This window comes from Nocardia sp. NPDC051981 (assembly GCF_040680715.1).
Lineage (GTDB): Bacteria > Actinomycetota > Actinomycetes > Mycobacteriales > Mycobacteriaceae > Nocardia.
The window spans coordinates 73621-97351 of record NZ_JBFAXK010000008.1 but is presented as its reverse complement, the minus strand read 5'-3'; the positions used below and the strand labels follow the sequence as shown (position 1 = coordinate 97351).

Sequence of the window (23731 nt, the reverse complement as noted above, 5' to 3'; positions counted from 1 at the left end):
GCCATGGCGAGGACCAAGGAGTTCGATCCGGACACCACGCTCCGCCGCGCTCTCGAATTGTTTTGGGAGCGCGGCTATGAGGCGACGTCCATGTCGGATCTGGTTGAGCATCTTGGGATTGCCAGGGCGAGCATCTACTCGACCTTCGGCGGCAAGCGCGACCTCTACCTGAAGGCCCTCCAGCGCTACCTCGAGACCACCGATCCGGTGATCATGGACGAGTTGTCGCAGCCGGGTCCGGTCCTGCCCGCGGTGCGCGGACTCGCGCAGCGGTTCGTACGCGAAGCATCCAGTCCCGATTCATCTCTGGGCTGCCTGGTCGTGAACAGCGCCGTCGAGTTGGCGCACTGCGACGAGGCGGTGGCGCGGCTCGTGGAGTCCAGCTGGGCGCACCTCGAAACGACATTGACTTCCGCGCTGCTGCGCGCCCGCGCACAGGGCGAACTGGCCGCGAACGCGGACCCGCGCGCACTCGCCCGATTCCTTCTCGTCTTCTTCCAAGGAATCCGCGTCATCGAGCGCACGCCGGATTCGACTGCACGCCTGCAGGATGCGGCCCGCGTGGCCGTATCCGTGCTCGGCTGAACAGGTTTCCCGTTCATCCACAGCCTTTCCCGCTGATCACATTCAAGAACGATCATTCTGAAAAGGAGTTACGAACCGTCATGAGCACCCGATTCGACGACAAAACTGTGCTGATCACCGGCGGCGCCGGCACGATCGCGGGCGCGACCGCCCAGGCCTTCGCCGATCTCGGCGCCACGGTGGTGCTGGCGGGCCGTGATGCCCGGCAGCTGGCCGACGCGGCCGGGCGAGTCCGGCCGGCCGGCGGTACGGTCGACTGGGTGGTCGCCGACGTCACCGACGGCTACCAGGTCGCGGCCATGATCGAGGAGGTCGTGCGCCGGCACGGCGGCCTGCACGTGGCCTTCAACAATGCCGGAATTCTGGGCACGCCCGCCCCGGTCGGCGAGCTGGAGGATGCCGACTGGCACCGGGTGCTGGATGTCAACCTGACCGGTGTCTTCCTGTCGATGAAACACGAGATCGCCCATATGCGCGGCAATGGCGGCGGCGTCATCGTGAATATGGCCTCGAATATCGGCGCGCACGGCCGCCGTCCGGGTCTGGCGGCCTACGCGGCATCCAAAGCGGCGGTCAGCGTGCTGACCCAGACCGCCGCGCGTGACCATATCGGTGACGGTATTCGCATCAATGCGGTCAGCCCGGGTGCGACCGATACGCCAATGTCCTTCCGCCCGGGGGAAACTCGCGCGGATCGCGATGCGCGCGTGGCGTCGGCAATTCCGCTGGGCCGGGTCGGGGATCCGGCGGAGATCGCGGCGGCCGTGGTGTGGCTGGCCTCCCCGGAATCCGCTTTCGTCATCGGCCACGATCTGGTGATCGACGGCGGCGCTACCGCGTGATCTCACCGTTTGTCCTACGGGTACGGCGAGCTTCCAATAGCCGAATTGAAGTGGGGTGTTGAACCGGCAGACACGTACCTGTCATCTGCGCTGACTAACGTGCTGGGAATTCGCAGGTCGCGTTATAGGAGTCGCGATGAGGGATACACTGCCATCCAAGAACCAGGTCCTTGAGGCTTGCCGCGGTTCTGGTCAGCCCGGTCATCCACTGCTACGCGCGGCGCAGGATCTGACCGCGTTGCACGAGCGCCTGCTCAATGCCGAACCGGCCCAGCTGACCGAACTCGACACCATTCGGACGGGCCTGGTGCATCAGATCGACTGCTGGGTGACCGCGCAATTGCCGCCATCACACGGTGCGGCCCGGGTGCACACCGAAACCCTGGGCGCGGTCATTGATCGGCTGGCCCGGTTCACCGCCACCGCCTATGCGGCGCTGGCGCACGAATCCGGCCGGGAACTCACCATTGCCTGGGAGCACCTGGCCGAATTGGCGGTCGGGTATGAGGACTTGGCGTCGGAAGTGTGCACCGGGCGTCGTCGTCTGCCCGGTGCGCACTGACGCTCACTTCGGCTTGCGCGCGGCGTACCAGTCCAGGAGTTCGGGGACGTCGACGGCCGTGGGGGCCACCACCGTGGACACCTCGGCGCCCTGGAACAGTTTCTTGATCGGCACTTCCAGTTTCTTGCCGGTGCGGGTATGCGGAATACCGGGTGCCGCGATGATTTCGTCCGGCACGTGTCGCGGGGACACTTCGGCGCGAATGGTCGCATTGATGCGGGATCGCAGCTCGTCGGTCAATTCGGCCCCGGGGGTCAGCACCACGAACAACGGCATCCAGTAGCCGCCGTCCGGTTGTTCGGCGCCGATGACCAGTGCCTCGGCAATTTCCGGTATGCGTTCCACCGCCTGATAGATATCGGCGCTGCCCATCCGGATGCCCTGCCGGTTCAGAGTGGAATCGGAGCGGCCGTGCACCACGATGCTGCCGTGTTCGGTAATGGTGATCCAGTCGCCGTGCCGCCACACACCGGGGAACAACTCGAAATAGGCGTCGCGATAGCGGGAGCCGTCGGGATCGTTCCAGAAGGACACCGGCATGGACGGCATCGGCTTGGTGATGACCAGTTCGCCGACCTCGTCGCGCACCGGATTGCCCTGCTCGTCCCAGGCGTCCAGGGCCACACCGAGGTAGGGGACGGACAGCTCGCCGGGCCAGACGGGCACGGTGCGGACGCCGCCGATGAAGGCGGACACCACATCGGTGCCACCGCTGATCGAGGCCACCGGCACCTGCTCGCCGACATTGTCGCGCAGCCACAGCGAGGACGACGGGGGCAGCGCGGAGCCGGTGATGCCGACCAGCCGCAGGGCGGACAGGTCGTGGTCGGTACGCGGCACGGATCCGGCCTTGGCGCAGGCCAGCACATAGCCGGGGCTGGTGCCGAGGACCGTCGCGCCGGTACGGGAGGCCAACTGCCACAGCGCATCCGGCGTCGGCGCGGCGGGGCTGCCGTCGTAGCAGACGATGGTCGCGCCCACCAGCAGTCCGGCCACCTGGAAGTTCCACATCATCCAGCTCGGGCTGGTGTACCAGAAGAAAGTGTCATCGGGACCGATATCCGATTGCACCGCAACGGCTTTGAGGTGCTCGAGCAGCACGCCGCCGTGCCCGTGCACGATGCCCTTGGGCTTGCCGGTGGTGCCGGAGGAGTACAGCACCCACAGCGGGTGGGCGAAATCCACCTCCTCGATCGGGAGCACGACGAACTCGTCACCGGGATCGACGCTTTTCCAGGCCAGGGTGCCGGGCACCTCGAGGCCGAGGCGCGGCACCAGCACGGTCGCCGCCAGCGAGGGCAGTCCGGCGCGCAGGGCGGCGATATCGGCGGTCTTGTCGTGCGCCTTGCCGCCGAACCGGTAGCCGTCGGCGGTGACCAGCACCTTCGGCTCCAGCTGCCCGAGCCGGTCGAGCGCGGCCTGGGCGGAGTAATCCTGGCCACAGGCGCTCCAGACGGCCCCGATGCTGGCGGTGGCCAGGAAGGCGATGACGGCCTCGGGGATGTTCGGCAGGTACCCGGCGACCCGATCGCCGGGTCCGACGCCCTGCGCGCGCAGGGTGTGGGCGAAGGCGGCGGCGGTGGCGATCAGTGCGGCCCAGGAGATCTCGGTGATCTCGCCGGTCTCATCGACGGACAGGATGGCGGGCCGATCGTCGCGGACCTGCCGCATCACCTGCTCGACGTAGTTCAGCGTGGTGCCCGGGAACCACTGTGCGCCGGGCATTTCCGTGCTCCCGAGCACCTCGTCGGAGCGCTCGCCGAGATCGAAGTAGTCCCAGATCGCGCCCCAGAAGCCGGGCACGTCGTTCACCGACCACTGCCACAGGGCTCGATAGTCCGGCAGGGACAGCCCGGTGCGCTTCTCGACGAACAGCGCGAAGCTGGTCACCTGTGCCTCGGCGATGTCCTGATCGCTCGGCACCCACTGTGGTTCCACCGCAATACCTCCTACGACGCGAATCCCGCGCTGCCGGCCGTGGCGGCCCGCTGCACGATTCGCTCGGCATGCCGGATGACCGGCATGTCCACCATGCGCCCCTCGAAGGTGAAGACACCCCGATGGTTCGGCGCTTCCGCCAATAGTCTTCGCGCCCAGTCGACTTCGCCGGGCGTCGGCGCGTAGGCGGTCCGGATGACCGGCACCTGGCTGGGGTGGATGGCCACCTTGGCGTCGAAGCCGATGGCGACCGCGTCCTCCGATTCGGCCGCCAGCCCGGTCAGATCCGGAATATCCAGGTACACCGAGTCCAGCGCGAACTTGCCGTACGCCTTGGCGGCCAGCAGGGACTGGGAGCGCACGTGCCGCGCCACATCCCGGTAGTCGCCGTCGGCGTGCCGGCTGGAGTTGCCGCCGAGCGCGGCGACCAGATCCTCCGCGCCCCACATGACGCCGATGGCATTGCGCACCATGACCGCCCGCCCGACCGCGAGCGCGCCCAGCGGGGATTCGATGAGCGCGATCACCTCGTAATCGGTCAGCCGCGTGATCTGTTCGGCCGATTCGCATTTGGGCAGCATGATGCGCCGGTACTCGGTGCGCACCAGGGCGTCCAGGTCGAGCATGTGCTCGAAGGTGCCGGCGGCATTGACGCGGACGACGGTGCGTTCGGGGTCCAGCGGGGTGGCGATGAGCGCCTCGCGGGCCGCCGCCTTGTCGGCCTCGGCGACGCCGTCCTCGAGGTCGAGGATGACCACGTCGGCCGCGGCGAGGGCCTTGCCGTAGCGCTCGGGCCGGTCCGCGGGGCAGAAAAGCCAAGCGGGGCCGGGCATTTCCCAACTCATGCGGGCTCCTCGAGCGGGCTGGATGTCGGGCTCCGTCTCACCAGAGTTTTCCGGGCGGCGGTGGCCACGATGTCGCCGTGCTGATTGCGCCCGGTGTGCGCGAAGGTCACGATGCCCTCGCCCGGGCGGCTCTTGGATTCCCGCAGGTCCGTCACCACGGTCTCGGCGTACAGGGTGTCGCCGTGGAAGAGCGGCTTGGGGAAGGCGATCTCGGAGAAGCCGAGGTTGGCCACGATGGTGCCCTGGGTCAGCTGCGCCACCGACAGGCCCACCAGCGTGGACAGCGTGAACATGGAGTTCACCAGCCGCTGGTGGAACGGCGGCAGCGCGTCGGAGAACGCCGCGTCCAGGTGCAAGGCCTGGGTGTTCATGGTCAGCGTCGTGAACAGCACATTGTCAGCCTCGGTGATGGTACGGCCGGGCCGATGCTCGTACACCACGCCGATCTCGAACTCGTCGAACCACAGGCCGCGCTGGACGACCCGCTTCACCCCGGCGGTGCCCGTGTGTCGCTCGCTCACAGGCCGAGCTCCCGACCGATCAGCATCAACTGCACCTCCGTGGTGCCCTCACCGATTTCCAGGATCTTGCTGTCGCGATAGTGCCGCGCCACAGCATATTCGTTCATGAAGCCGTAGCCGCCGAAGATCTGCGTGGCGTCGCGGGCATTGTCCATGGCGGCCTCGCTGGCGACCAGCTTGGCGATGGCGGCCTGCTTCTTGAAAGGCTTGCCGGACAGCATGAGCGCGGCCGCGTCGTAGTAGGCGGTGCGGGCCATGTGGGCGCGCGCCTCCATGCGGGCGATCTTGAAGGCGATGGCCTGGTTGCTGCCGATGGCGCGGCCGAATGCCTCGCGCTCCTTGGCGTAGCGCACGCTCTCGTCCACGCAGCCCTGCGCCGCGCCGACCGACAGCGCCGCGATGGCGATCCGGCCCTCGTCGAGGATGCGCAGGAAGTTGGCGTAGCCGCGGCCGCGCTCGCCGAGCAGGTTCTCGGCGGGCACCCGGACGTCGTCGAAGCTGAGCGGGTGGGTGTCGGAGGCGTTCCAGCCGACCTTGTTGTAGGCGGGTTCGGCGGTGAAGCCGGGAGTGTCGGTCGGCACGATGATCGTCGAGATCTCCTTCTTGCCGTCCACTCCCCCGGTGACCGCGGTAACCGTCACCAGCCGGGTGATGTCGGTGCCCGAGTTGGTGATGAACTGCTTGGAGCCGTTGATGATCCAGCTGTCGCCGTCCAGCCGCGCGGTGGTGCGGGTGCCGCCCGCGTCACTGCCCGCGCCGGGCTCGGTGAGGCCGAACGCGCCCAGCGCGCGCCCGCTGGCGAGCAGCGGCAGCCACTCCGCCTTCTGCTTGTCGTTGCCGAAGCGGTAGATCGGCATGGCGCCCAGGGAGACGCCGGCCTCCAGGGTGATGGCCACGCTCTGGTCGACCTTGCCGAGCTCCTCGAGGGCCAGGCACAGCGCGAAGTAGTCGCCGCCCATGCCGCCGAACTCCTCCGGGAACGGCAGGCCGAACAGGCCCATGTCGGCCATGCCCGAGACCACCTCGTAGGGGAAGCTGTGCTCGGCGTCGTGCTTGGCGGCGACCGGGGCCACCACCTGGTTGGCGAAATCGCGGACGGTGAGGGCGAGTTCGCGGTACTCGTCCGGCAGGGTTCCGGTGGACAGGAAATCGGTCATGACTGGGTGTTCTCCTCGGCGATGATGCGAGCCAGCGGCTGTTCGAGTTTCACCTGCGCGCCGGGCTCGACCAGCAGTTCGACGCGGCCGGCAATGGGTGCGGTGAGGGTGTGTTCCATCTTCATGGCCTCCACGACCACGATGGGCGTGCCCGCGGCGACGATCTCGCCGTCGGCGGCCGGAGTGGCGATGACCGAACCCGGCATGGGGCTCTGGATCTCGGCATCGCCGATATGGGCGTCGCCGCCGCGGACATCGGCCTCGGCGACCTCGCGCAGCAGCGCGGTGCCGGTGCGATCGGCGACCCAGATCTGACCGGACCCGGTCGCGACGCGGAAGCGGGTGCGCAGGCCGTCGAGGGCCAGCATCAGCGAGTCACCGTCGGATTCCACTGTCAGGACGTGCTTTTCGCCGCCCTCGACCCAGGCCGTCGCCTGCTCCGGGGTGCCCGACAGGTACACGTGGGCCGTGCGGTCGCCGCCGATGAGGCGGATGCCGACGGGTGCGTGCGCGCCGACCCGCCAGCCGGTGGGCTGCTGCCACGGATCGACCGGGGCGGCCGGCCAGCGGCGCAGCCAGAGTTCGGCCGCGGCCGCGATGAACTGCTCGTCGCTGACCGGTTCGGGCGTGAAGTCCACGGCGCGGCGGTCCAGCAGACCGGTATCCAGCTGTCCCGCACGGACATCCGGGTCGGCGAGCAGGAAGCGCGTGAAATCGGTATTGGTGCGCACGCCGAGGATCTGCGTGTCCCGCAGGGCCGCATCGAGTTTGGCGATGGCGGCGGCGCGGTCGGCGGCGTGGGCGATGACCTTGGACAGCATGGGGTCATAGTCGCTGCCGACCACGGTGCCGGCGCGCAGGCCCGAATCCACCCGCACGCCGGGGCCTTCCGGCTCCGACAGTGCGAGCACGGTGCCGCCGGTGGGCAGGAAGTCGCGGCCCGGGTCCTCGGCGTAGACGCGCGCCTCGATGGCGTGGCCGGTGAGGCGGATGTCGTCCTGCGCGGCCGCCAGCTTCTGCCCGGCCGCGATGCGCACCTGGCATTCCACCAGATCGACGCCGGTGACCAGCTCGGTCACCGGGTGCTCGACCTGCAGGCGGGTGTTCATCTCCATGAAGAAGAACTCGTCCGGCTGGTCAGCGGAGACGATGAACTCGACCGTGCCCGCACCGACGTAGTCGACACTGCGCGCGGTATTGCAGGCGGCCGCGCCGATCCGGGCGCGGGTCTGCGGATCCAGCAGCGGCGACGGCGCCTCCTCGATCACCTTCTGGTGGCGGCGCTGCAGGCTGCACTCGCGCTCGCCCAGGTGCAGCACGTGGCCGAACTGGTCGGCCAGGATCTGTACCTCGATGTGCCGGGGGCGGGTGACGAAGCGCTCCAGGAACAGGGTGTCGTCGCCGAAGGCCGCGCCGGCCTCACGGCGGGCGCTGACCAGGGCGGCGGGCAGGTCGGCCGGATCGTCGACCCGGCGCATGCCCTTGCCGCCGCCACCGGCGGACGGCTTCACCAGCACCGGGTAGCCGATCTCCGTTGCGGCGTCGATCAATTCGGCGTCGGTGAGGCCGGGCTTGGCGATGCCGGGCACCACCGGTACGCCGTATTCGGCCACCGCGTTCTTGGCGGTGATCTTGTCGCCCATCACCTCGATGGCGCGGGCGGAGGGGCCCAGGAAGGCGATGCCCGCGGCCTCGAGCGCGGCCGCGAAGGCCGAATTCTCCGACAGGAAGCCGTATCCCGGGTGCACGGCCTGCGCGCCGGAGCGCACGGCGGCCGCGACCACCTTGTCGATGCTGAGATAGGACTCGCGAGCGGGGGCCGGGCCGAGGCGGACCGCGGTATCGGCCTCGCGCACATGGCGGGCGTCGGCGTCGGCGTCGCTGTAGACCGCGACCGATCGAATTCCCATGGCGCGCAGGGTGCGAATGACCCGCACCGCGATCTCGCCGCGATTGGCGACCAGCACGGTGTCGAAGGCGACGGGTTGCGCTTTGTCGGAGACAAAGGAGGACATCGTGTTCATCAAGGTCATCACATCCGGAAGACGCCGTAGGAGACGGGCTCGAGCGGGGCCTGCGCGCAGACCGAGAGGGCCAGGCCGACAACGGTTCTGGTGTCGGCGGGGTCGATGACGCCATCGTCCCAGAGGCGGGCCGTGGAGTAGTACGGGTTGCCCTGGTGTTCGTACTGCTCCCGGATCGGGCCCTTGAATGCCTCGAGGTCCGCCTCGGACTGCGCTCCACCTCCCTGCGCTTCCCCGCGCACGGTGGCCAGCACGGAGGCCGCCTGCTCGCCGCCCATGACCGAGATGCGGGCATTGGGCCACATCCACAGGAAGCGCGGCGAATACGCGCGCCCGCACATGGAGTAGTTGCCCGCGCCGTAGGAGCCGCCGATGACCACGGTCAGCTTGGGCACGCGGGCGCACGCCACGGCGGTCACCATCTTGGCGCCGTGCTTGGCGATGCCACCCGCCTCGTAGTCGCGCCCGACCATGAAGCCGGTGATGTTCTGCAGGAACAGCAGCGGGATCTTGCGCTTGTCGCACAGTTCGATGAAATGCGCGCCCTTCATGGCGGATTCGCTGAACAGCACGCCATTGTTGGCGACGATGCCGACCGGGTGGCCGTGGATGCGGGCGAAGCCGGTGACCAGCGTCTTGCCGTATTCGGCCTTGAATTCCTGGAATTCGCCGCCGTCCACCATGCGGGTGATGACCTCGCGGACGTCGTACGGGGTGCGCAGGTCCACCGGGACCACGTCGTACAGCTCGTCTTGCGGCGCAATGGGATCCACGGTCGGCGCGACATCCCACGGGGTCTGGGTCTTCGGGCCGAGGGTGGCCACGATATTGCGCACGATGCGCAGCGCGTCCTGATCGCTCTCGGCCAGGTGGTCGGTGACACCCGAGGTGCGCGAGTGCAGATCGCCGCCGCCCAGCTCCTCGGCGGTGACCACCTCACCGGTGGCGGCCTTCACCAGCGGCGGACCGCCCAGGAAGATAGTGCCCTGATTGCGGACGATGACGGTCTCGTCGCTCATGGCGGGCACGTACGCGCCGCCGGCGGTGCAGGAGCCGAGCACCGCGGAGATCTGCGCGATGCCCTTGGCGCTCATGTTCGCCTGGTTGTAGAAGATGCGGCCGAAGTGCTCGCGATCGGGGAACACCTCGTCCTGGCGGGGCAGGTAGGCGCCGCCGGAGTCGACCAGGTAGATGCACGGCAGGTTGTTCTGCAGCGCCACCTCCTGGGCGCGCAGGTGCTTCTTGACCGTCATCGGGTAGTAGGTGCCGCCCTTGACCGTCGCGTCATTGGCGATGATCACGCACTCGCGCCCGGAGACGCGGCCGATGCCGCCGATGACGCCCGCGCCGGGCGACTCGTCGTCGTACATGCCGTTGGCCGCCAGCGGCGACAGCTCCAGGAACGGGCTGCCGGTGTCCAGCAGCTGGTCCACCCGCTGGCGCGGCAGCAGCTTGCCGCGCGCCAGGTGCCGTTCCCGGGCCCGCTCCGGTCCGCCCAGCGCGCTGATGGCCAGCCGCTCCCGCAGCTCGTCGACCAGCGCCAGATGCGCGGCCCGGTTCCCGGTCCGTGTGCCTTCGGTCAGCGTCATCCGCTCCGCCTCCCCGTTCGGCCGATCCGGCCGCTCGGTTAGTCACCAATAACTGGAAAATAAGATAATCTTCACTAACTGAGTTGTCCAGCACCGGCGAGAGGGAGCCACGGTGAACACTGCGGAAACCGTCACGCTCACCCGTCGTGAGCAGCTCAAAGCCCAGCGTAGGCAGCAGCTGCTGGAGGCGGGGGCGCGGCTCATCGCCGATCGCGGATTCCTGGGCATGCGGCTCGACGACCTGGGCGCGGCGGCCGGGATCAGCGGGCCCGCGGTGTATCGGCACTTCCCCAACAAGGAGGCGCTGCTGGTCGAGCTGCTGGTCGGCATCAGCCAGCGGCTGCTCGACGGCGGCCGGGCCGTGGCCGAGACCGCGAGCTCCCCACTGTCGGCATTGGAGGCGCTGGTCGATTTCCACCTCGACTTCGCGCTGGGCGAGCCCGAACTCATTCGGATCCAGGACCGCGATCTGGAGAATCTGCCGGAATCGGCCCGCCGCCAGGTCCGGCGAACCCAGCGCCAGTACGTCGAGGTCTGGGTCGAGGTCCTACGCAAGCTTCATCCGGAGCTGCCCGAGCAGGCCGCGCGCGTGCAGGCGCACGCGACCTTCGGCCTGATCAACTCGACCCCGCACAGCGCCCCCGCCAGCGCCACTCGCGCCCGCCCGGTACTGCGCCGCATGGCCCTCGCCGCCCTGAGCTGAGTACTCGGAACATGACCCTGACGTAGCGGTTCGAGTCCCCTCAGCTCCACTTCATGGCAAAGCCGCCGGTCATCGACCGGCGGCTTTGTGGTATTCGTGACGGTGCGCGAACCGCTCGTGGCGGTCTCGTTCAAACTCACCACCCACTTCTCGTGCCGTAGTTGTGCTGTCGAGACGGCGCTGCCCGAAGCTGGCCTGCCACGTCTGATGCCGTTTGTCACGGTTACGCGGCCAGGGATACCAAGAGTTCGGCATCGAGGGCGGCGGCAACTCGTTCGAGGGTCGTCAACGTCGGTACCACGTCACCGGCTTCGAGACGGCTGATCGCATGTGGTTTCAGGCCGGATCGCCGGGCTAGCTCGGTTTGTGTCCAGCCGCGCGTTTCCCGGGCTGCGCGTACCTGGCGGCCCAGTTCGTGTGCCAGTGCGTACGCCTTCATGGCTGCCTGGTATTCGGGGGTGGCACGCTTGGCGGCCAGAGTGGTGTCGAAATCTTTCTGTGCATTCATGATTCGGTGTCTCCCATCGGGTCGAACGTGAGGTGTGCCGGGTCGGTGTGGTTGGTTTCGCAGACTTTGCGAGCCATTTTCGCGCGGTCCATCGCCTTCGGCTTGTGCGGGAACTCCGATTTCGACGTCGACTAGTACAACGCCGGGCGCGAGGAAACGCGGCTGGCGATCGAGTTCGCTAATGCTATCCGCGAGCGTCGTCTCGAACTCGGACTCTCGCAGACGCAGCTGGCCCAGCGGGCCGGGCTGCGTCAGCCCGAGGTGTCCCGGCTCGAATCCGGCGGCGGCACACCCACTATCGGAATGTTGGAGCGATTGGCCCACGCACTGGAACTGCGGTTCGTCGCCCGGTTCGAGAAGCACGATGCGGCATGATCCTGCTCGATCATCGATCGGGTAGACGATCGTCAACTCATCCGTTCGGCCGTCCTCACCTGGCCGCACCGACGGTGCGGATCACGATGTACGGCCCGGCGACCAGCACCGCGCGACGCCGTAGCACCTCACAGTGCATCCCTGGACCCAGACGGCGAACCGGGTGCCGGGTCCTTCGGCGTCGGTGGGCGCAACAGTGCGGGCGACATGAATGGGGCGGTCAGAGGTCAAGGATCCGGCCGCGCGGTCGGGGGTCCTGGGATCTCCCCGAGCGCGGTCGGGGACGGTGGCGCGGGCGGATGTGAATCCGCCCGCGCCACTGTGTTTCTCAGTTCTTCGAACCCGTGATCCGGGTCTGGGCCGCGGCCAGGCGGGCAGCGAATTCCGGGGATTCGAGGGAGGCCAGCTGCGGCACCACCTCGGTGTTCACCGCCTCGGCGTGGGCGGCCAGGGCGCGGGTGGCGCGCATGGTGCGCTTGGTGGTGATGAGCAGCTCGCGCGGGACTTCCGCGGTGGCGGAGGCGAATTCGACGGCGGCGGCCACCAGGGCGGCATGATCGCCGTCGACGACGCGGTGCACCAGACCGGCCTGCGCGCCGGCCTGCGCGTCGAGCACCTCCCCGAACAGCGTCATGGCCGCGGCCTGCTGCGGACCGACCGCACGCTGCAGCATCCAGGTCATGCCGCCGCCCGGGTGGATGCCTAGGCGCAGGAAGCGAGCGTCGAAGCGCGCCTTGGGATTCGCGAATCGCACGTCCGCGGCCAGGGCCAGGTTCAGGCCCGCGCCGACCGCCGCACCGCCGACCGCCGCCACGGTGGGCAGCTTGCAGCGCGCCACCGCCAGGAAGCCCTCGTAGATGGCCCGCAGGCCCTCCTCTTTCGCCTCGCCCAGGGCGGTCAGGTTCGCGCCGGCGCAGAAGGCCGGGGGCGTGCCGGTCACCACCAGCGCGTGTACCGAGTCGTCGGCCTCCGCGTCCGCCACCGCGTCCGCGAGATCGGCGGACAGGTCCAGCGTCAACGCATTCCGCTTGTCGGGGTCGTGCACCGTTACGAGCGCCACTGAGTTCAGGCGCTCCACCTTGATCTCCGCCATGGCCCCAGATGGTAACCGCTTGACATCCTCCCAGCCGTGAACGGCCGGGATTCCTGCTGAACCTTGCGGTTCTTCGGTGGGTTCCTGTTTCACAGAGTCGCGCTCTCCGCTAGGCGGGGAGACTGACCGACTCTCCGCAGGCGTTCAGCCTGTCCGCACGTCCTGCGGCCAGAATGTTCTTCGCGGCGTTCAAATCCCGGTCGTGGATGGTGCCGCACATGCAGGTCCATTCCCGCACATGCAACGGCTTCTTCCCCCGAGTGCCCCGCACACCGAACACATTTGCGTGGACGGGAAGAACCGATCCACCCTCGAGAAGTAACCGGAAACGCGGCTGAGCAACCTTCGCGCCCTTGCGTTTCCCAGTGACCGAGGCAAAGAAGTTGCGGTACGCGGTGTGCAGGTCGCCGAGCGCCTGCACCAACACGACACTGGAAACCTCCGACAACCACGCACGTTCCGGGGTCTTCTTCGCCTCGGTGATCACCAAGGTTTGCGAACACGACCACGTGCACCTACTGATCGAGTACCCGCCCAAGGTTGCAGTGTCCAAGCTGGTGAACAGCCTCGAGGGGGGTGTCCGCACGTCGCCTGCGTGACCAATACCGGGGCTGGGTGAACCGGCACAGCATGAACGGGCACCTGTGGTCGCCGAGCTACCTCGCCGCCTCCTGCGGTGGCGCACCGCTATCGATCATCCAGCAGTACATCGAACAACAGCAACGACTACCCCGTACCCCAGGACGACCAAAGTCGATGCGCTAACCCGGCCCTGAAGGACCGAGCTTGCGCGCTACGCTTCCTGGTCACCGTCCGCCCAACTCGCGCTCCGCGGTTCGCAGCACCATGACGAAGCCGCCGCGCACCACCGGCAGGAAGATCCGCGTCCACAGCGGCGCGAGCACGGGCGCGGCGATCTCGAAGGTGGACGACCAGTGCACCCGGGTGCCGGACGCGACCGGCGCGCAGGTGATGGATCCCTCCTGATGTCGCAGCGGCGGAACGGAATTCAGCAATCGGTAGCGCATGAGACGCGGCGGATCGTATTCCACGATCTCCTCGGTGAGGCGCAGCAGCGGGGTCACCACCAGGCGCACCGCGCCCGCGCCGTTGCCCGCGGTATCGCCGGGACGCACCAGGGTGACGCGGCGAACCAACGGGACCCGTTGGTAATTGGCGACATCGGTGAGCCAGTCGAAGACGTCGGGCGGCGCTGCCGCGATGGTGCGTTCGACATCGACCGTGCGCATGCCGGCTCCGTTCTGATGGACGCGGATCCTGTGGGCAGCCTACGAGATCGGCGGCGCGGCGTCGACGGAAATGCCTGGTGACTACCATTGCGAATATGACCGTCGAGGAGCAGCCGCAGCGCGTGATCCGCCGCCGCCCGAAGAACCGGCGCGCCCAGATCGCCGCCACCTCGGCCGCCGCCTTCGGTTCGCTGGGCTATCACGGCGTCAGCATGGAGGACATCGCCGCGCGGCTCGGCATTTCCTCGGCCGCACTGTATCGCCACTATCCGAGCAAATACGCGCTCTTCCGCGAGGAGTTGCTGCGGCTGGCGCGGCTGACCGCGGAGGCCGCCACCCCGCCCGACGAGTCCGAGGGCCTGTCCCCGCGCGAACGGCTGGACCGGGTGCTGGATCGGTTGATCGCCGAGACCATCGCCAATCGCGCCACGGTCACCCTGGTGCGCTGGGAGCGCCGCTACCTCGACGACACCGACCGGCAGACCCTCGAGGAGCAGTTCACCGCGGCGCTGACCACCCTGCGCGGGCTCATCGCGGATGTGCGGCCCGAACTGGACGGGCACAGTCGCGCGGTGCGGGCGGTGTCGATACTCAGTGTCGTCTCCAGCATTGGCGACCATCACGCCACGCTGCCCGCGAAATCGCTGACGGCCCTGCTACATTCGGCCTGCGACGCCATCATCGCGACCGAGCTGCCGCCCGAGGGCACCGTCGCCGAGCCGCCGCGGACGGTGGAGATTCCGCAGAGCTTCAAGCACGAGCTGCTGCTCAAGAAGGCCGTCGAGCTGTTCCACGCGCGCGGCTATCCGAACGTGAGCGTGGAGGACATCGCGGCGGCGGCGGATCTGTCGGCGGCCTCGGCCGTGTACCGCTACTACCGCAGCAAGGGTGATCTGCTGGCCGCCGCGTTCCGGCGGGCGGCGGATCGGGTGTCGGGGGCGATCGGGCCGGCGGTGGCGTCCTCGTCGAGTCCGGCCGAGGCGATGAGCAAGCTGGTGGACCTGTATGTCGCGGGGTCGTTCGCCGAGCGCGAGCTGACCTTCGTGTACTACGCCGAGTTCGGGCACGTCGCCGCCGAGGAGCGCACCATGCTGCGCAATGTGCAGCGGCTCATCGTGACCGAGTGGGTGCGGCTGCTGGTGGCGGTGCGCCCGGAACTGTCCGAGGGCGAGGCGCGCATCCTGGTGCAGGCCGCCTTCGGTCTGGTGGTGGACCTGGGCCGGGAGTTCGGCGGGTATCCGGCGATCTGCCCGCAGCCCAGGGTGATCCGGCTCATGGAGGTCACCCTCTTCGGAGCCGGGACGCCGGAGTCCTGAGGGCTAACCGGCCAGGGTTTTCAGCGGGGTGAACGGCGCGTAGTCGCACACGTGCCCTTTGTCCCAGTCCCACAGCGAGATCGGATCGACGGCGACGCCGCTCTGCAGGATGAGCCGCCAACCGGCGTCCTCCCGCTGCCAGATGTCGCCGTCGCGGTCCCAGTAGAGGCCGATGGTATTCGGTTCGACCGTGTCACTCCGGCTCATGGTCTTCCTCTCATAGCTACCCGTCAGCGATTGCGGGACTCCGGGCGGCCGGGCCGTGGCGCGCATGATCGCCGCCGGGCACGGCCTCGTCGTCCTCACTCCTGCTCATTGCGGTCACCATTGGCAATCCCGGTGTAGCGGTCATGCCGAAAAGTATTCGCTGCCACGCTTCCGAGACTCTTTCGTGGTGATTAGGGCTTCTCTTCTGAGCAAATATATTTGCCAAACATTCGCCGATGGTTGAAGCTGCACGCGCGAGTCGAATTCACTCACCGGTTTCCGCCGTTTGCGGCCGCGTCGCGGCGGAATAATTGCCGTCCTATGGTCGAACCGATTCACATACTCGGCCCGATCCAACTCAGCATAGAAGACCAGTCGGTTGGTTTGGGGGCCATCATGTTACGACCTTCGCCGGCCCCGCCTGGCCGCCGCGGGCGACCGCGCCACCAGCGCCGATCGGCTCATCGACGATCTGCGGGAAGGCAATCCGCCGCCTACCGGCCTGTCGATACCGCAAGTGCGCATTCGCTATACGAGCGGCTGACAGATCTCCGGCGCACTGCGGCGGAAATGCGCGCGGCGGTGGAACTGGAAATCAATCGGCTCACGCATCCTCGGCCCGGAGAATCCGCCGATCGCCCCGGTTCAGCCGCTGACCTCGGCGCCGCGGCTGCGGTCGCCGCCGGCCGCGAGTTCGCCGGATATGGGCACCGCCATGCAGATGATGCCGGACTCACCAACGCACCGCGCGCTGTTCGACACCGCGGTCACCCAGCCGGGCATCGCTCTCACACCAGGTGATTCGCCGGTAGTCCCGCGGCGGCGAAGCCGTGGACGAGGGCCGCTACGGCGAACTCGAAACGGGTGCGGTCATCGGTGCCCGCGCCGGTGCGTGCCGCCCGCAGGATCAGCGGGAATTCCTCGGGCTCGAGGGTTTTCAGGTAGTCGACCGATCCGGGATCACCCGCCTCGTTGACGGGGGTCGTACGGGCTTCGGAATTGGCGTGGGCCACCACGAACAGGGTGAGCGCGTTCAGGGCGTCGAGGGCGGGGCCGAGGTCGAAACCAGCCTCCACCAATAGTTTCAGGCCGCGTTCGGCGGTGTGCAGGGTCTTCGGGGTCACCGCGGGCCGGGTCGCGACCAGCGGCAGCGCGCCGGGATGCGCGAGCAGCGCGGTCCGCAGGGCGCGGGCGTAGTCGACCAGGACCGATTGCCAAGGGCCGTCGGTGAATCCGGCGTCGGCCTCGGACATGACGCGCTCGACCATACCGTCGAGCAGGGCGTCCTTGTTCGGGACGTAGTGGTACAGGGTCATGGCCTCCACACCGAGTTCGGCGCCGAGCTTACGCATGGACAGCGCGGCCAGGCCGTCCCGATCGGCGCAGGCGAGCGCCGCGTCGAGCACCTGGTCACGGGAAATGCCTGCTCGTTCGGCTCGGGTGCGCTTGGCGGCCATCGGTTTTCCTTCCGGCGTTGACAACTCTTACGTCGTAAGTGAATCATAATCCACAGCAACGAACTCTTACGACGTAAGAGTTGTCGGAAAGGGAGAAAGCGCATGACCACCACCGTCGCCGACAACAAGACCGTCATCACCGCGTTCATCGACGCGCTCAACCACGGCCTCGAGGGTGGGACCGAGTGGGTCCGTTACCTGTCCCCGCAGGTGATCGACCACAACAAGGTGATCTTCGGGGAGGAGAACGCACCGGGTGCCGCCATCGAGGGCTTCCGTCAGCAGCTCGCGGCCTTCAGTGCCATCGACGAGCAGGAGAGCGGAATCCTGGTGCAGGAGTTGATCGGTGAGGACGATCGGATCGTGGCGCGGCTGCGGGTGATCGGCCGCCACACCGGCGCGCATGCCCGGATGCCGGAGCCGACCGGACGCACCTGCGACGTCGAGCAGATCTGGATCTTCACCCTGACCGGCTCGCGCATCAGCGAGATCCGCGCGGTCAGCGACCGGCTGGGCATGTTTCTTCAGCTGGGCTGGGACTGGCCGGCCGTCGCCTGAGCGCCGATGGCCGGACGTCGCGGGCCCGGGGCCGCCAGGACCGGAATGTCCTGGCGGCCTTCACACCTGGCCGACCGCTACGCAGTGGTCGTGGTCTGCGGCGGGAAGGTGTACGAGGAGCCGGTGCCCAACGCCTTCGCCATCAGCTCGAAGAGGTCGTTGATTGCACTGCCGCTGAACATCGCGCCTCCTAGACGACCGGCGGCGTGGTGGTGCCCGCGCCCGGCTGGGTGATCGACGTCGACGATCCAGAAGTCACGAGGTGAGCGAAGGCGAGCAAGAGGTCGGTGAAGCCACTGCCTGTGTAGAGAGGCATGGGGTGAATCCTTTCGAGATTGTTTTCTTCAGTGCGAATCGCTTCGCGTAGCGGCAATGCGAATTACTTCGCGTTGCGACGCTTGCCCTTCGGTCCCTTGGGGTTGTAGCTCGCGGTGGAACCAGCGCCGAGGAACTGCAGCACCTGGGTCATCAGGGCGCCGATGTCGACGGTGGTTCCGCCGCCGGTGGGGGGAGGAGTGGTGGTCATGGTGTTTCCCTTTCTTTCACGACGCGGACAGACCCCCTCGATGTGTGGTTTCTTCTCGGGACCGCCGCACGAGGCCATGAGCGGCCTCGGGTTCAGGTGCGGAGCTGTTATTTCCGCGGGTTATTCGGGATCGACCGCCATCGCCTCGATGAGCGATTTGGGCCGCATGTCCGTCCAGTGCGCCTCGACGTAGTCCAGGCACGTCTGCCGCCGGGAGGGGCCGTGCGCGACCGACCAGCCGCCGGGGATGGCGGCGAACACCGGCCACAGCGAGTGCTGTTCTTCCTCGTTGACCAGCACGTAGAACTGCGCGTCTTCATCGTCGAAGGGATTGCTCATTGCGGTATTCCTTTCTAGGCACGGTCTTCCGAGCCGGCTGCGGCGTGCCGGCCGGATTCGTTCGGGAGCTGCCCGTTCAGGGCGTCGGCGACCACGGCCAGCGCCTCCGGGCTCGCCATCCGCCAGTGGGTGGCCCACACCGAGTGGTTGCGCAGTTCGCCGTCGATGGCGTCGGGCCAGCCCGAGATGCCCAGGGTTCCGGTCGGATCGTCCAGGGCCGCCGTGAAATACAGCAGGTCACCGTGGAAGGGGCGAGGCCGGTAGCGGCCGATGAGCTCGAGCGAGGCCACGCCGCTGTCGATGATGCGGGCCAGGCGATCCGCGCCGACCGAGGCGAAGGGCTCGGGCAGCGCGGCCAGCTGGTCGGCCAGGGCGGCCGGGTCGAGGACTTCGAGGTCGGCCGGATCGCCGAGCAGGTCGCCCAGCATCTCCCCGATCGGCACGGTGACCGACTGGGCCCCGGCGTCGACCATGGGGCCGTCCACATCCAGCGAGCTGTCCAGCATGGCCAGCGTCGCCACCCGCTGCCCGTCGTCCTGCAGCCGCACCGCCATCGCGTGCGCGATGACGCCGCCCAGCGACCAGCCGAGCAGATGGTACGGCCCCTCCGGCTGCACCCGGCGGATCTCCTCGACGTAGCGGTCGGCCCATTCCTCGATCGAATCCGGCAGCGGCACCGCGCTGGCCAGCGTCGGGGACTGCAGACCGTAGATGGGCCGGTCCCCCTCCAGGTGAGCGGTCAGGCCCGCGAAGGACCAGGCCACGCCACCAATGGGGTGGATGCAGAACAGGGGCGCGCCGGTACCGTCGCGCAGCGGCAGCAGCACGTCGAAGGCGCGGTCCACCGCGAACTCCCGACGCTGTACCCGCGCCGCCAGGCCGCCCGGGGTGGGGTCGGTGAACAGCGCCAGTACCGGCACCGTGGTGCCGAAGGCCGTGCTCAGCTCGGCGGCCAGCCGCACCGCCAGCAGCGAGTTGCCGCCCAGCTCGAAGAAGTTGTCGTCCAAGCCGATTCGCTCCGCACCGAGCACCTCGGCGAACACGGCGCACACGGTGCGCTCCACTTCGCTGGTGGGAGCGCGGAATTCGCGGGCCGCGAACACCGGTTCCGGCAGCGCGGCGCGGTCCAGCTTGCCGTTCGCGTTGAGCGGCAGGGTATCCAGGACCGTGAAGGCCGAGGGCACCATGTAGGACGGCAACCGTTCGCGCAGCGCGGCCGCCACCCGATCGGTGTCGAGCGCGACGCCCGCGGCCGGGACCAGGTAGGCCACCAGGGTGCCGCCCTGCGCGCCCCGGTCCAGCACCAGCACCGCGGTCCGCGCGATCTGCGGCAGTGCCAGCAGCGCGGCCTCGATCTCGCCCAGTTCGATGCGGAAGCCGCGCACCTTCACCTGGAAGTCGGTGCGGCCCCGGTATTCCAGTTCGCCCTCGGCGTTCCAGGCCACCAGGTCGCCGGTGCGGTACATGCGCTCGCCCGGTTCGAAGGGGTTGGCCACGAAGCGATCCGCGGTCAGTTCGGGGCGACGGAAGTAGCCGCGCGCCAGCTGTGCGCCCGCGAGGTACAGCTCGCCTTCCACCCCGGCGGGGACCGGCCGCAGCCGGGCGTCGAGGACGTAGACCCGCGAGTTCCACTCCGGTGCGCCGACCGGCACCGTGACCTGATCGTCCTCGGTCACATAGTGATTGGTGATCGAGACAGCGGCCTCGGTGGGGCCGTACAGGTTGTACAGCTCGGTGTCGGGCTGCGCCGCGCGGAAGCGCTGGGCCAGCCGCGCGGGCAGCGCCTCACCGATGGCCAGCACCCGCCGCAGCGGCAGCTCGGGCAGGTCGGCTCCGGCGCTGAGCAGCGCGTCCACCATGGACGGTACCGCGTGCAGGGTGGTGACCCGCTCACGGACCATGAGCTCGCGCAGATAGGCCGGATCGCGCTGTCCGTCTGGGCGGGCGATGACCAGCCGGCCGCCGGACGCCGCCGCCGACCAGAACTCCCAGACCGACAGGTCGAAGGTGGCGGCGGTCTTCAGCAGGGCGGCGTCATCTTCGCCGAGCGCGAATTCCGAGGTCTTCCAGAGCAACTGGTTGACGATGGCCGCGTGCGGCACGGCCACGCCCTTCGGCCGTCCGGTGGAGCCGGAGGTGAAGATGACGTAGGCGGTGTGCGCGGGCCGCAGCCGGGCGCGACGCTCGGCGTCGCTGACCGGCTCGTCGGAGTATCCGGCCAGATCCAGCAGGTCGATGCGGACCTGGGCGGTGTCCACCGACAGGTCGGTGCCGGAGGTCAGCACGGTCACCGGGTCCGCGGTCGCGAGGATGTACTCGGTGCGGTCGGCGGGCTGGTCCGGATCCACCGGCACGTACGCGCCACCGGCGACCGACACCGCGTACATGGCGACCACCAGGTCCACCGAGCGCCGCAGCGCCAGCGCCACCCGGCTCTCCGGGCCGACGCCGAGCGAGATCAGGTGCCGGGCCAGCCGATTCACGCGCTCGCCGAGTTCGGCGTAGGTGACGATGACCCGCTCGTCGCCGTCACCTACGAGCGCGATTGCGTCCGGGGTGTCGGCGATGGTGCGATTCAGCAGGTCCGGCAGGGTGAGGGTGCGATCGGTGCGGTACCCGGTCTGGTTCCAGGACTTCAGGATTCGCGACCGTTCGGCCGTGGCCAGCAGTTCCAGGTCCCCGACCGGGGTCGCCGGGCCGGCCACGATCGCGTAGAGCAGGCGGCTCAGGCGTTCGGCGAACCCGGTAGCGGTGCCCTTGTCGAACAGGGCCGTGGCGTAGGTGAGCTGGGCGCTGAGTCCGGCCGGGGCGCCGTCGGCGGCGTAGCGGTCGGCGATCACCAGGTGCAGGTCGAACTGCGAGATGACGGTCTCGAAATCGGCCGCGCCGACCCGCAATCCGTCCAGTTCCAGCTCCGGGGACTCGACATTGTTGAACGAGAAGCCGACCTGGAACAGGGCGTGGCGAGCGGTGGAGCGGACCGGGTCGAGTGCCTCCACCAGACGTTCGAATGGCACGTCGGCGTGTGAGAAGGCGGACAGGTCGGCTTCGCGCACGCCGGCCAGCAGGGCGGTGAAGTCGGCGGCCGGATCCACCGCGGTGCGCAGCACCAGGGTGTTGACGAACATGCCGACCAGATCGTCGAGGGCCTCGTCGCCGCGGCCCGCGACCGGTGAGCCGACCGCGATGTCGGTGGTGCCGGACAGCCGGGCCAGCAGCAGCGCCCACGCCGCGTGCAGCACCATGAACAGGGTGGCGCCGTGCGCGCGGCCCAGTTCGGTGAGCCGCCGGTGCAGGTCGGCGTCGAGTTCGAACTCGACCGCCGCGCCCTCGGTGGACAGCACGGCCGGGCGCGGCCGATCCGACGGCAGGTCCAACTGATCGGGCAGGCCCGCCAGCGCGTCGCGCCAGAAGCCGAGCTGCCGCGACAGCAGCGACCGCGGATCGTCCGCACTGCCCAGGCGGGCCCGCTGCCACAGCGCGTAGTCCGCGTACTGTACCGGCAGCGGCGCCCAGGCCGGGGCCTGGCCCGCGTGCCGGGCGGCGTAGGCGGTCATCACGTCGCGGGCCAGCGGGGCCATGGAGGCGCCGTCTGCGGCGATGTGGTGCACCACCACGACCAGCACGTACTCGTTCTCCGTGCCCGCCAGCGCGAACAGGCGACCGCGCAGCGGGATGCCGCTGGTGACGTCGAAGCCCGCCGACACGAATTCGGTGATCACACCGAACAATTCGCTCTGCGCTACCGAGATAGGTTGCAGCGACGGCAGTTCCACCTGATCCATGGGCTGGATCATCTGCACCGGACCGGATTCGGTGAGCGGGTATACCGTCCGCAGCACCTCGTGCCGCGCCGCCACATCGGCCACCGCGGCCTCCAGGGCGGGGATGTCCAGCGTTCCGGACAGCCGGATCGGAATCGGCATGTTGTAGGCCGAGGAGTCCCCGTCGAAGCGGTTGAGGAACCACATGCGCTGCTGCGGCAGCGACAGCGGCACCGGCCCGGAGCCGGTGCGCGGGGCCAGGATCGGTTCGACGGACGGCCGCACCACGTCGGCGTCCACGGTGGCGGCCAGACCGGCCACGGTGGAGTGCTCGAAGACGGTGCGCATGGCCACGTCCACGCCCAGCCGCGCCGACAGGCGGGCCGAGAGCTTCACCGCGCTCAGCGAATTGCCGCCGAGGGCGAAGAAGTCGTCGTCCAGGCCGACCCGATCCGCGCCGAGCAGTTCGGCGATGGTGTCGGCCACGGCGCGCTCGACGACGGTCTCCGGGGCGCGGAACTCCGCGGTGCGGAAGACCGGCTCCGGCAACGCCTTTCGGTCCAGCTTGGCCATCGGGGTGAGTGGGACGGCGTCGATGACCATGATCACGGCCGGGACCATGTAGGCGATGAGCGAGCGGCCCGCGAAGGCGCGCAGCTCCTCGGTGTCCACCACCCGCCCGGCGGCGGGCACGACGTAGGACACCAGCGACACGTCGCCGGTGCGGCCGGTGTGGCCGACGGTGACCGCGAATTCCACGCTGTCGTGGGCGATCAGCGCGGCGTCGATCTCACCAAGCTCGATGCGCAGGCCGCGCACCTTCACCTGGTCGTCCGAGCGGCCCAGGTACTCCAGGGTGGGTTCGGCGGAGCCCGGGATGGGGCTGCGCACCCAGCGCACCAGGTCGCCGGTGCGGTAGAGACGGCCGCCGGGCGCGCCGTACGGGTCGGCCACGAAGCGGTCGGCGGACAGGCCCGCGCGGCCGTGGTAGCCGCGCGCCAGACCCGGTCCGCGCAGGTACAACTCGCCCGCGGTGCCGTCCGGGACGGGCCGCAGCCGGTTGTCGAGCACGACCGCGGACTGACCGTCCACCAGGTCGCCGAGCACCACGCGGCCGTGTGGCGACAGCGGGTGGCTCATGTGGCTGATGATGGTGATCTCGGTGGGGCCGTACCCGTTGTACAGCTCGCGGGTGCCGCCCCAGCGGTCCACCAGGTCCTGACCGAAGCCCTCGCCACCGACGGTGAGATACGGCATGCCGCGCAGGGTTTCGGGGTCGAGGGTGTTGATCACCGCGGGGGTGAACACGCCGTGAGTGACGCCCTCGGACTCGACGAGCTCCTTCAGCTCCGCTCCGCCGATGATCTCCACCGGGGAGATCACCATGGCCGCTCCCACCGGGAACGCCATCAGAATCTCCAGGATGGAAGCGTCGAAGCTGGGCGAGGTGCGGTGCAGGACACGGGAACTCGACGTGGTCGGCGAGTGCCGGTGGTGCACGCCGGCGATGCCGATGATGCCCGCGTTGCCGACCACCACGCCCTTGGGCCGGCCGGTGGAACCGGAGGTGTA

At 68.8% G+C, this 23731-nt stretch carries 24 protein-coding genes and 1 pseudogene (1 of these 25 cut by a window edge); 8 read left to right on the top strand and 17 right to left on the bottom strand.

What is annotated here, in order from left to right:
* The first annotated feature begins 3 nt into the window (after positions 1 to 3).
* The 3 genes from AB0L60_RS17050 (at position 4) to AB0L60_RS17040 (ending at position 1989) form a co-directional block, all read left to right on the top strand.
* The gene (locus AB0L60_RS17050; RefSeq protein WP_364614201.1) at positions 4 to 585 is read left to right on the top strand and encodes a TetR family transcriptional regulator; all 582 of its coding nucleotides are present in this window, start codon (positions 4 to 6) and stop codon (positions 583 to 585) included.
* Positions 586 to 665: 80 nt separating this feature from the next.
* On the top strand, positions 666 to 1427 hold the full coding sequence (locus AB0L60_RS17045; protein WP_364614198.1) for an SDR family oxidoreductase: 762 nt from the start codon (positions 666 to 668) through the stop codon (positions 1425 to 1427).
* Positions 1428 to 1563: 136 nt separating this feature from the next.
* On the top strand, positions 1564 to 1989 hold the full coding sequence (locus AB0L60_RS17040) for a DUF4254 domain-containing protein (protein WP_364614195.1): 426 nt from the start codon (positions 1564 to 1566) through the stop codon (positions 1987 to 1989).
* A gap of 3 nt (positions 1990 to 1992) precedes the next feature.
* Here the strand turns inward: AB0L60_RS17040 and AB0L60_RS17035 are convergent, their stop codons facing one another.
* The 6 genes from AB0L60_RS17035 to AB0L60_RS17010 are packed head-to-tail and all read right to left on the bottom strand — an operon-like array spanning position 1993 to position 10063.
* The gene (locus tag AB0L60_RS17035; RefSeq protein ID WP_364614192.1) at positions 1993 to 3927 is read right to left on the bottom strand and encodes an acetoacetate--CoA ligase; all 1935 of its coding nucleotides are present in this window, start codon (positions 3925 to 3927) and stop codon (positions 1993 to 1995) included.
* A gap of 11 nt (positions 3928 to 3938) precedes the next feature.
* The gene (locus AB0L60_RS17030; RefSeq protein ID WP_364614189.1) at positions 3939 to 4772 is read right to left on the bottom strand and encodes a CoA ester lyase; all 834 of its coding nucleotides are present in this window, start codon (positions 4770 to 4772) and stop codon (positions 3939 to 3941) included.
* Positions 4769 to 5293, bottom strand: a complete 525-nt coding sequence (locus tag AB0L60_RS17025; protein ID WP_364614186.1) for a MaoC family dehydratase — start codon at positions 5291 to 5293, stop codon at positions 4769 to 4771. Before AB0L60_RS17025 ends, AB0L60_RS17030 begins: the two co-directional genes overlap by 4 nt.
* Positions 5290 to 6450 (bottom strand): acyl-CoA dehydrogenase family protein, encoded by a 1161-nt coding sequence (locus tag AB0L60_RS17020; protein ID WP_364614183.1) that lies wholly within the window; start codon positions 6448 to 6450, stop codon positions 5290 to 5292. Before AB0L60_RS17020 ends, AB0L60_RS17025 begins: the two co-directional genes overlap by 4 nt.
* Positions 6447 to 8465, bottom strand: a complete 2019-nt coding sequence (locus AB0L60_RS17015; protein WP_364614569.1) for a biotin carboxylase N-terminal domain-containing protein — start codon at positions 8463 to 8465, stop codon at positions 6447 to 6449. Before AB0L60_RS17015 ends, AB0L60_RS17020 begins: the two co-directional genes overlap by 4 nt.
* Positions 8466 to 8482: 17 nt before the next feature.
* Complete coding sequence (locus AB0L60_RS17010; RefSeq protein ID WP_364614180.1) at positions 8483 to 10063, bottom strand: carboxyl transferase domain-containing protein; 1581 nt, start codon at positions 10061 to 10063, stop codon at positions 8483 to 8485.
* 112 nt (positions 10064 to 10175) lie between these two features.
* Between AB0L60_RS17010 and AB0L60_RS17005 the strand changes: the two genes are divergently transcribed.
* Positions 10176 to 10766 carry a TetR/AcrR family transcriptional regulator gene (locus AB0L60_RS17005; protein ID WP_364614177.1) on the top strand — a complete coding sequence of 197 codons (591 nt, stop codon included), beginning with the start codon at positions 10176 to 10178 and terminating at the stop codon, positions 10764 to 10766.
* Positions 10767 to 10989: 223 nt separating this feature from the next.
* Here AB0L60_RS17005 and AB0L60_RS17000 read toward each other — a convergent pair whose 3' ends face one another.
* Positions 10990 to 11205: a helix-turn-helix transcriptional regulator gene (locus tag AB0L60_RS17000; protein ID WP_364614566.1), complete on the bottom strand. Its 216-nt coding sequence runs from the start codon at positions 11203 to 11205 to the stop codon at positions 10990 to 10992.
* A 231-nt stretch (positions 11206 to 11436) separates the two neighbouring features.
* On the opposite strand from AB0L60_RS17000, the gene AB0L60_RS16995 reads away from it, so the two are divergent.
* The gene (locus AB0L60_RS16995; protein WP_364614563.1) at positions 11437 to 11649 is read left to right on the top strand and encodes a helix-turn-helix transcriptional regulator; all 213 of its coding nucleotides are present in this window, start codon (positions 11437 to 11439) and stop codon (positions 11647 to 11649) included.
* Positions 11650 to 11977: 328 nt separating this feature from the next.
* On the opposite strand, the gene AB0L60_RS16990 is transcribed toward AB0L60_RS16995, so the two are convergent.
* Complete coding sequence (locus tag AB0L60_RS16990; RefSeq protein ID WP_364614174.1) at positions 11978 to 12742, bottom strand: enoyl-CoA hydratase; 765 nt, start codon at positions 12740 to 12742, stop codon at positions 11978 to 11980.
* Positions 12743 to 12851: 109 nt separating this feature from the next.
* Positions 12852 to 13229: a zinc ribbon domain-containing protein gene (locus AB0L60_RS16985; protein ID WP_364614171.1), complete on the bottom strand. Its 378-nt coding sequence runs from the start codon at positions 13227 to 13229 to the stop codon at positions 12852 to 12854.
* Positions 13230 to 13239: 10 nt separating this feature from the next.
* Between AB0L60_RS16985 and tnpA the strand changes: the two are divergent.
* Positions 13240 to 13507 (top strand): annotated as a pseudogene (tnpA, locus tag AB0L60_RS16980) (IS200/IS605 family transposase); the annotation flags it as partial.
* A gap of 41 nt (positions 13508 to 13548) precedes the next feature.
* On the opposite strand, the gene AB0L60_RS16975 reads toward tnpA, so the two are convergent.
* Positions 13549 to 13992, bottom strand: coding sequence for an SRPBCC family protein (locus AB0L60_RS16975; protein WP_364614168.1), 444 nt, complete (start codon positions 13990 to 13992; stop codon positions 13549 to 13551).
* A 95-nt stretch (positions 13993 to 14087) separates the two neighbouring features.
* On the opposite strand from AB0L60_RS16975, the gene AB0L60_RS16970 reads away from it, so the two are divergent.
* Complete coding sequence (locus AB0L60_RS16970) at positions 14088 to 15308, top strand: TetR family transcriptional regulator (RefSeq protein WP_364614560.1); 1221 nt, start codon at positions 14088 to 14090, stop codon at positions 15306 to 15308.
* 3 nt (positions 15309 to 15311) lie between these two features.
* Here the strand turns inward: AB0L60_RS16970 and AB0L60_RS16965 are convergent, their stop codons facing one another.
* The 3 genes from AB0L60_RS16965 to AB0L60_RS16955 all read right to left on the bottom strand — a co-directional run bounded on the left by AB0L60_RS16965 (position 15312) and on the right by AB0L60_RS16955 (position 16972).
* A complete protein-coding gene (locus AB0L60_RS16965) occupies positions 15312 to 15515 on the bottom strand; it encodes a hypothetical protein (RefSeq protein WP_364614165.1) in 204 nt (67 codons plus the stop codon).
* A gap of 645 nt (positions 15516 to 16160) precedes the next feature.
* The gene (locus AB0L60_RS16960; protein WP_364614163.1) at positions 16161 to 16298 is read right to left on the bottom strand and encodes a hypothetical protein; all 138 of its coding nucleotides are present in this window, start codon (positions 16296 to 16298) and stop codon (positions 16161 to 16163) included.
* A gap of 5 nt (positions 16299 to 16303) precedes the next feature.
* Positions 16304 to 16972: a TetR/AcrR family transcriptional regulator C-terminal domain-containing protein gene (locus tag AB0L60_RS16955; protein WP_364614160.1), complete on the bottom strand. Its 669-nt coding sequence runs from the start codon at positions 16970 to 16972 to the stop codon at positions 16304 to 16306.
* 102 nt (positions 16973 to 17074) lie between these two features.
* Here AB0L60_RS16955 and AB0L60_RS16950 point away from each other — a divergent pair, with 102 nt between their 5' ends.
* Positions 17075 to 17530: an ester cyclase gene (locus tag AB0L60_RS16950; RefSeq protein WP_364614157.1), complete on the top strand. Its 456-nt coding sequence runs from the start codon at positions 17075 to 17077 to the stop codon at positions 17528 to 17530.
* A 190-nt stretch (positions 17531 to 17720) separates the two neighbouring features.
* Here AB0L60_RS16950 and AB0L60_RS16945 read toward each other — a convergent pair whose 3' ends face one another.
* The 4 genes from AB0L60_RS16945 to AB0L60_RS16930 form a co-directional block, all read right to left on the bottom strand.
* Positions 17721 to 17846, bottom strand: coding sequence for a hypothetical protein (locus tag AB0L60_RS16945; RefSeq protein WP_364614154.1), 126 nt, complete (start codon positions 17844 to 17846; stop codon positions 17721 to 17723).
* Positions 17847 to 17909: 63 nt separating this feature from the next.
* The gene (locus AB0L60_RS16940; protein ID WP_364614151.1) at positions 17910 to 18056 is read right to left on the bottom strand and encodes a hypothetical protein; all 147 of its coding nucleotides are present in this window, start codon (positions 18054 to 18056) and stop codon (positions 17910 to 17912) included.
* Between the two features lie 120 nt (positions 18057 to 18176).
* The gene (locus AB0L60_RS16935) at positions 18177 to 18395 is read right to left on the bottom strand and encodes an MbtH family protein (RefSeq protein WP_364614148.1); all 219 of its coding nucleotides are present in this window, start codon (positions 18393 to 18395) and stop codon (positions 18177 to 18179) included.
* A 14-nt stretch (positions 18396 to 18409) separates the two neighbouring features.
* On the bottom strand, positions 18410 to 23731 hold the end of the coding sequence (locus AB0L60_RS16930; RefSeq protein WP_364614145.1) for a non-ribosomal peptide synthase/polyketide synthase. The gene runs 13716 nt beyond the window's last position; only the last 5322 of its 19038 coding nucleotides appear in the window; the start codon falls outside the window, past its right edge — the gene reads right to left on this strand; its stop codon occupies positions 18410 to 18412.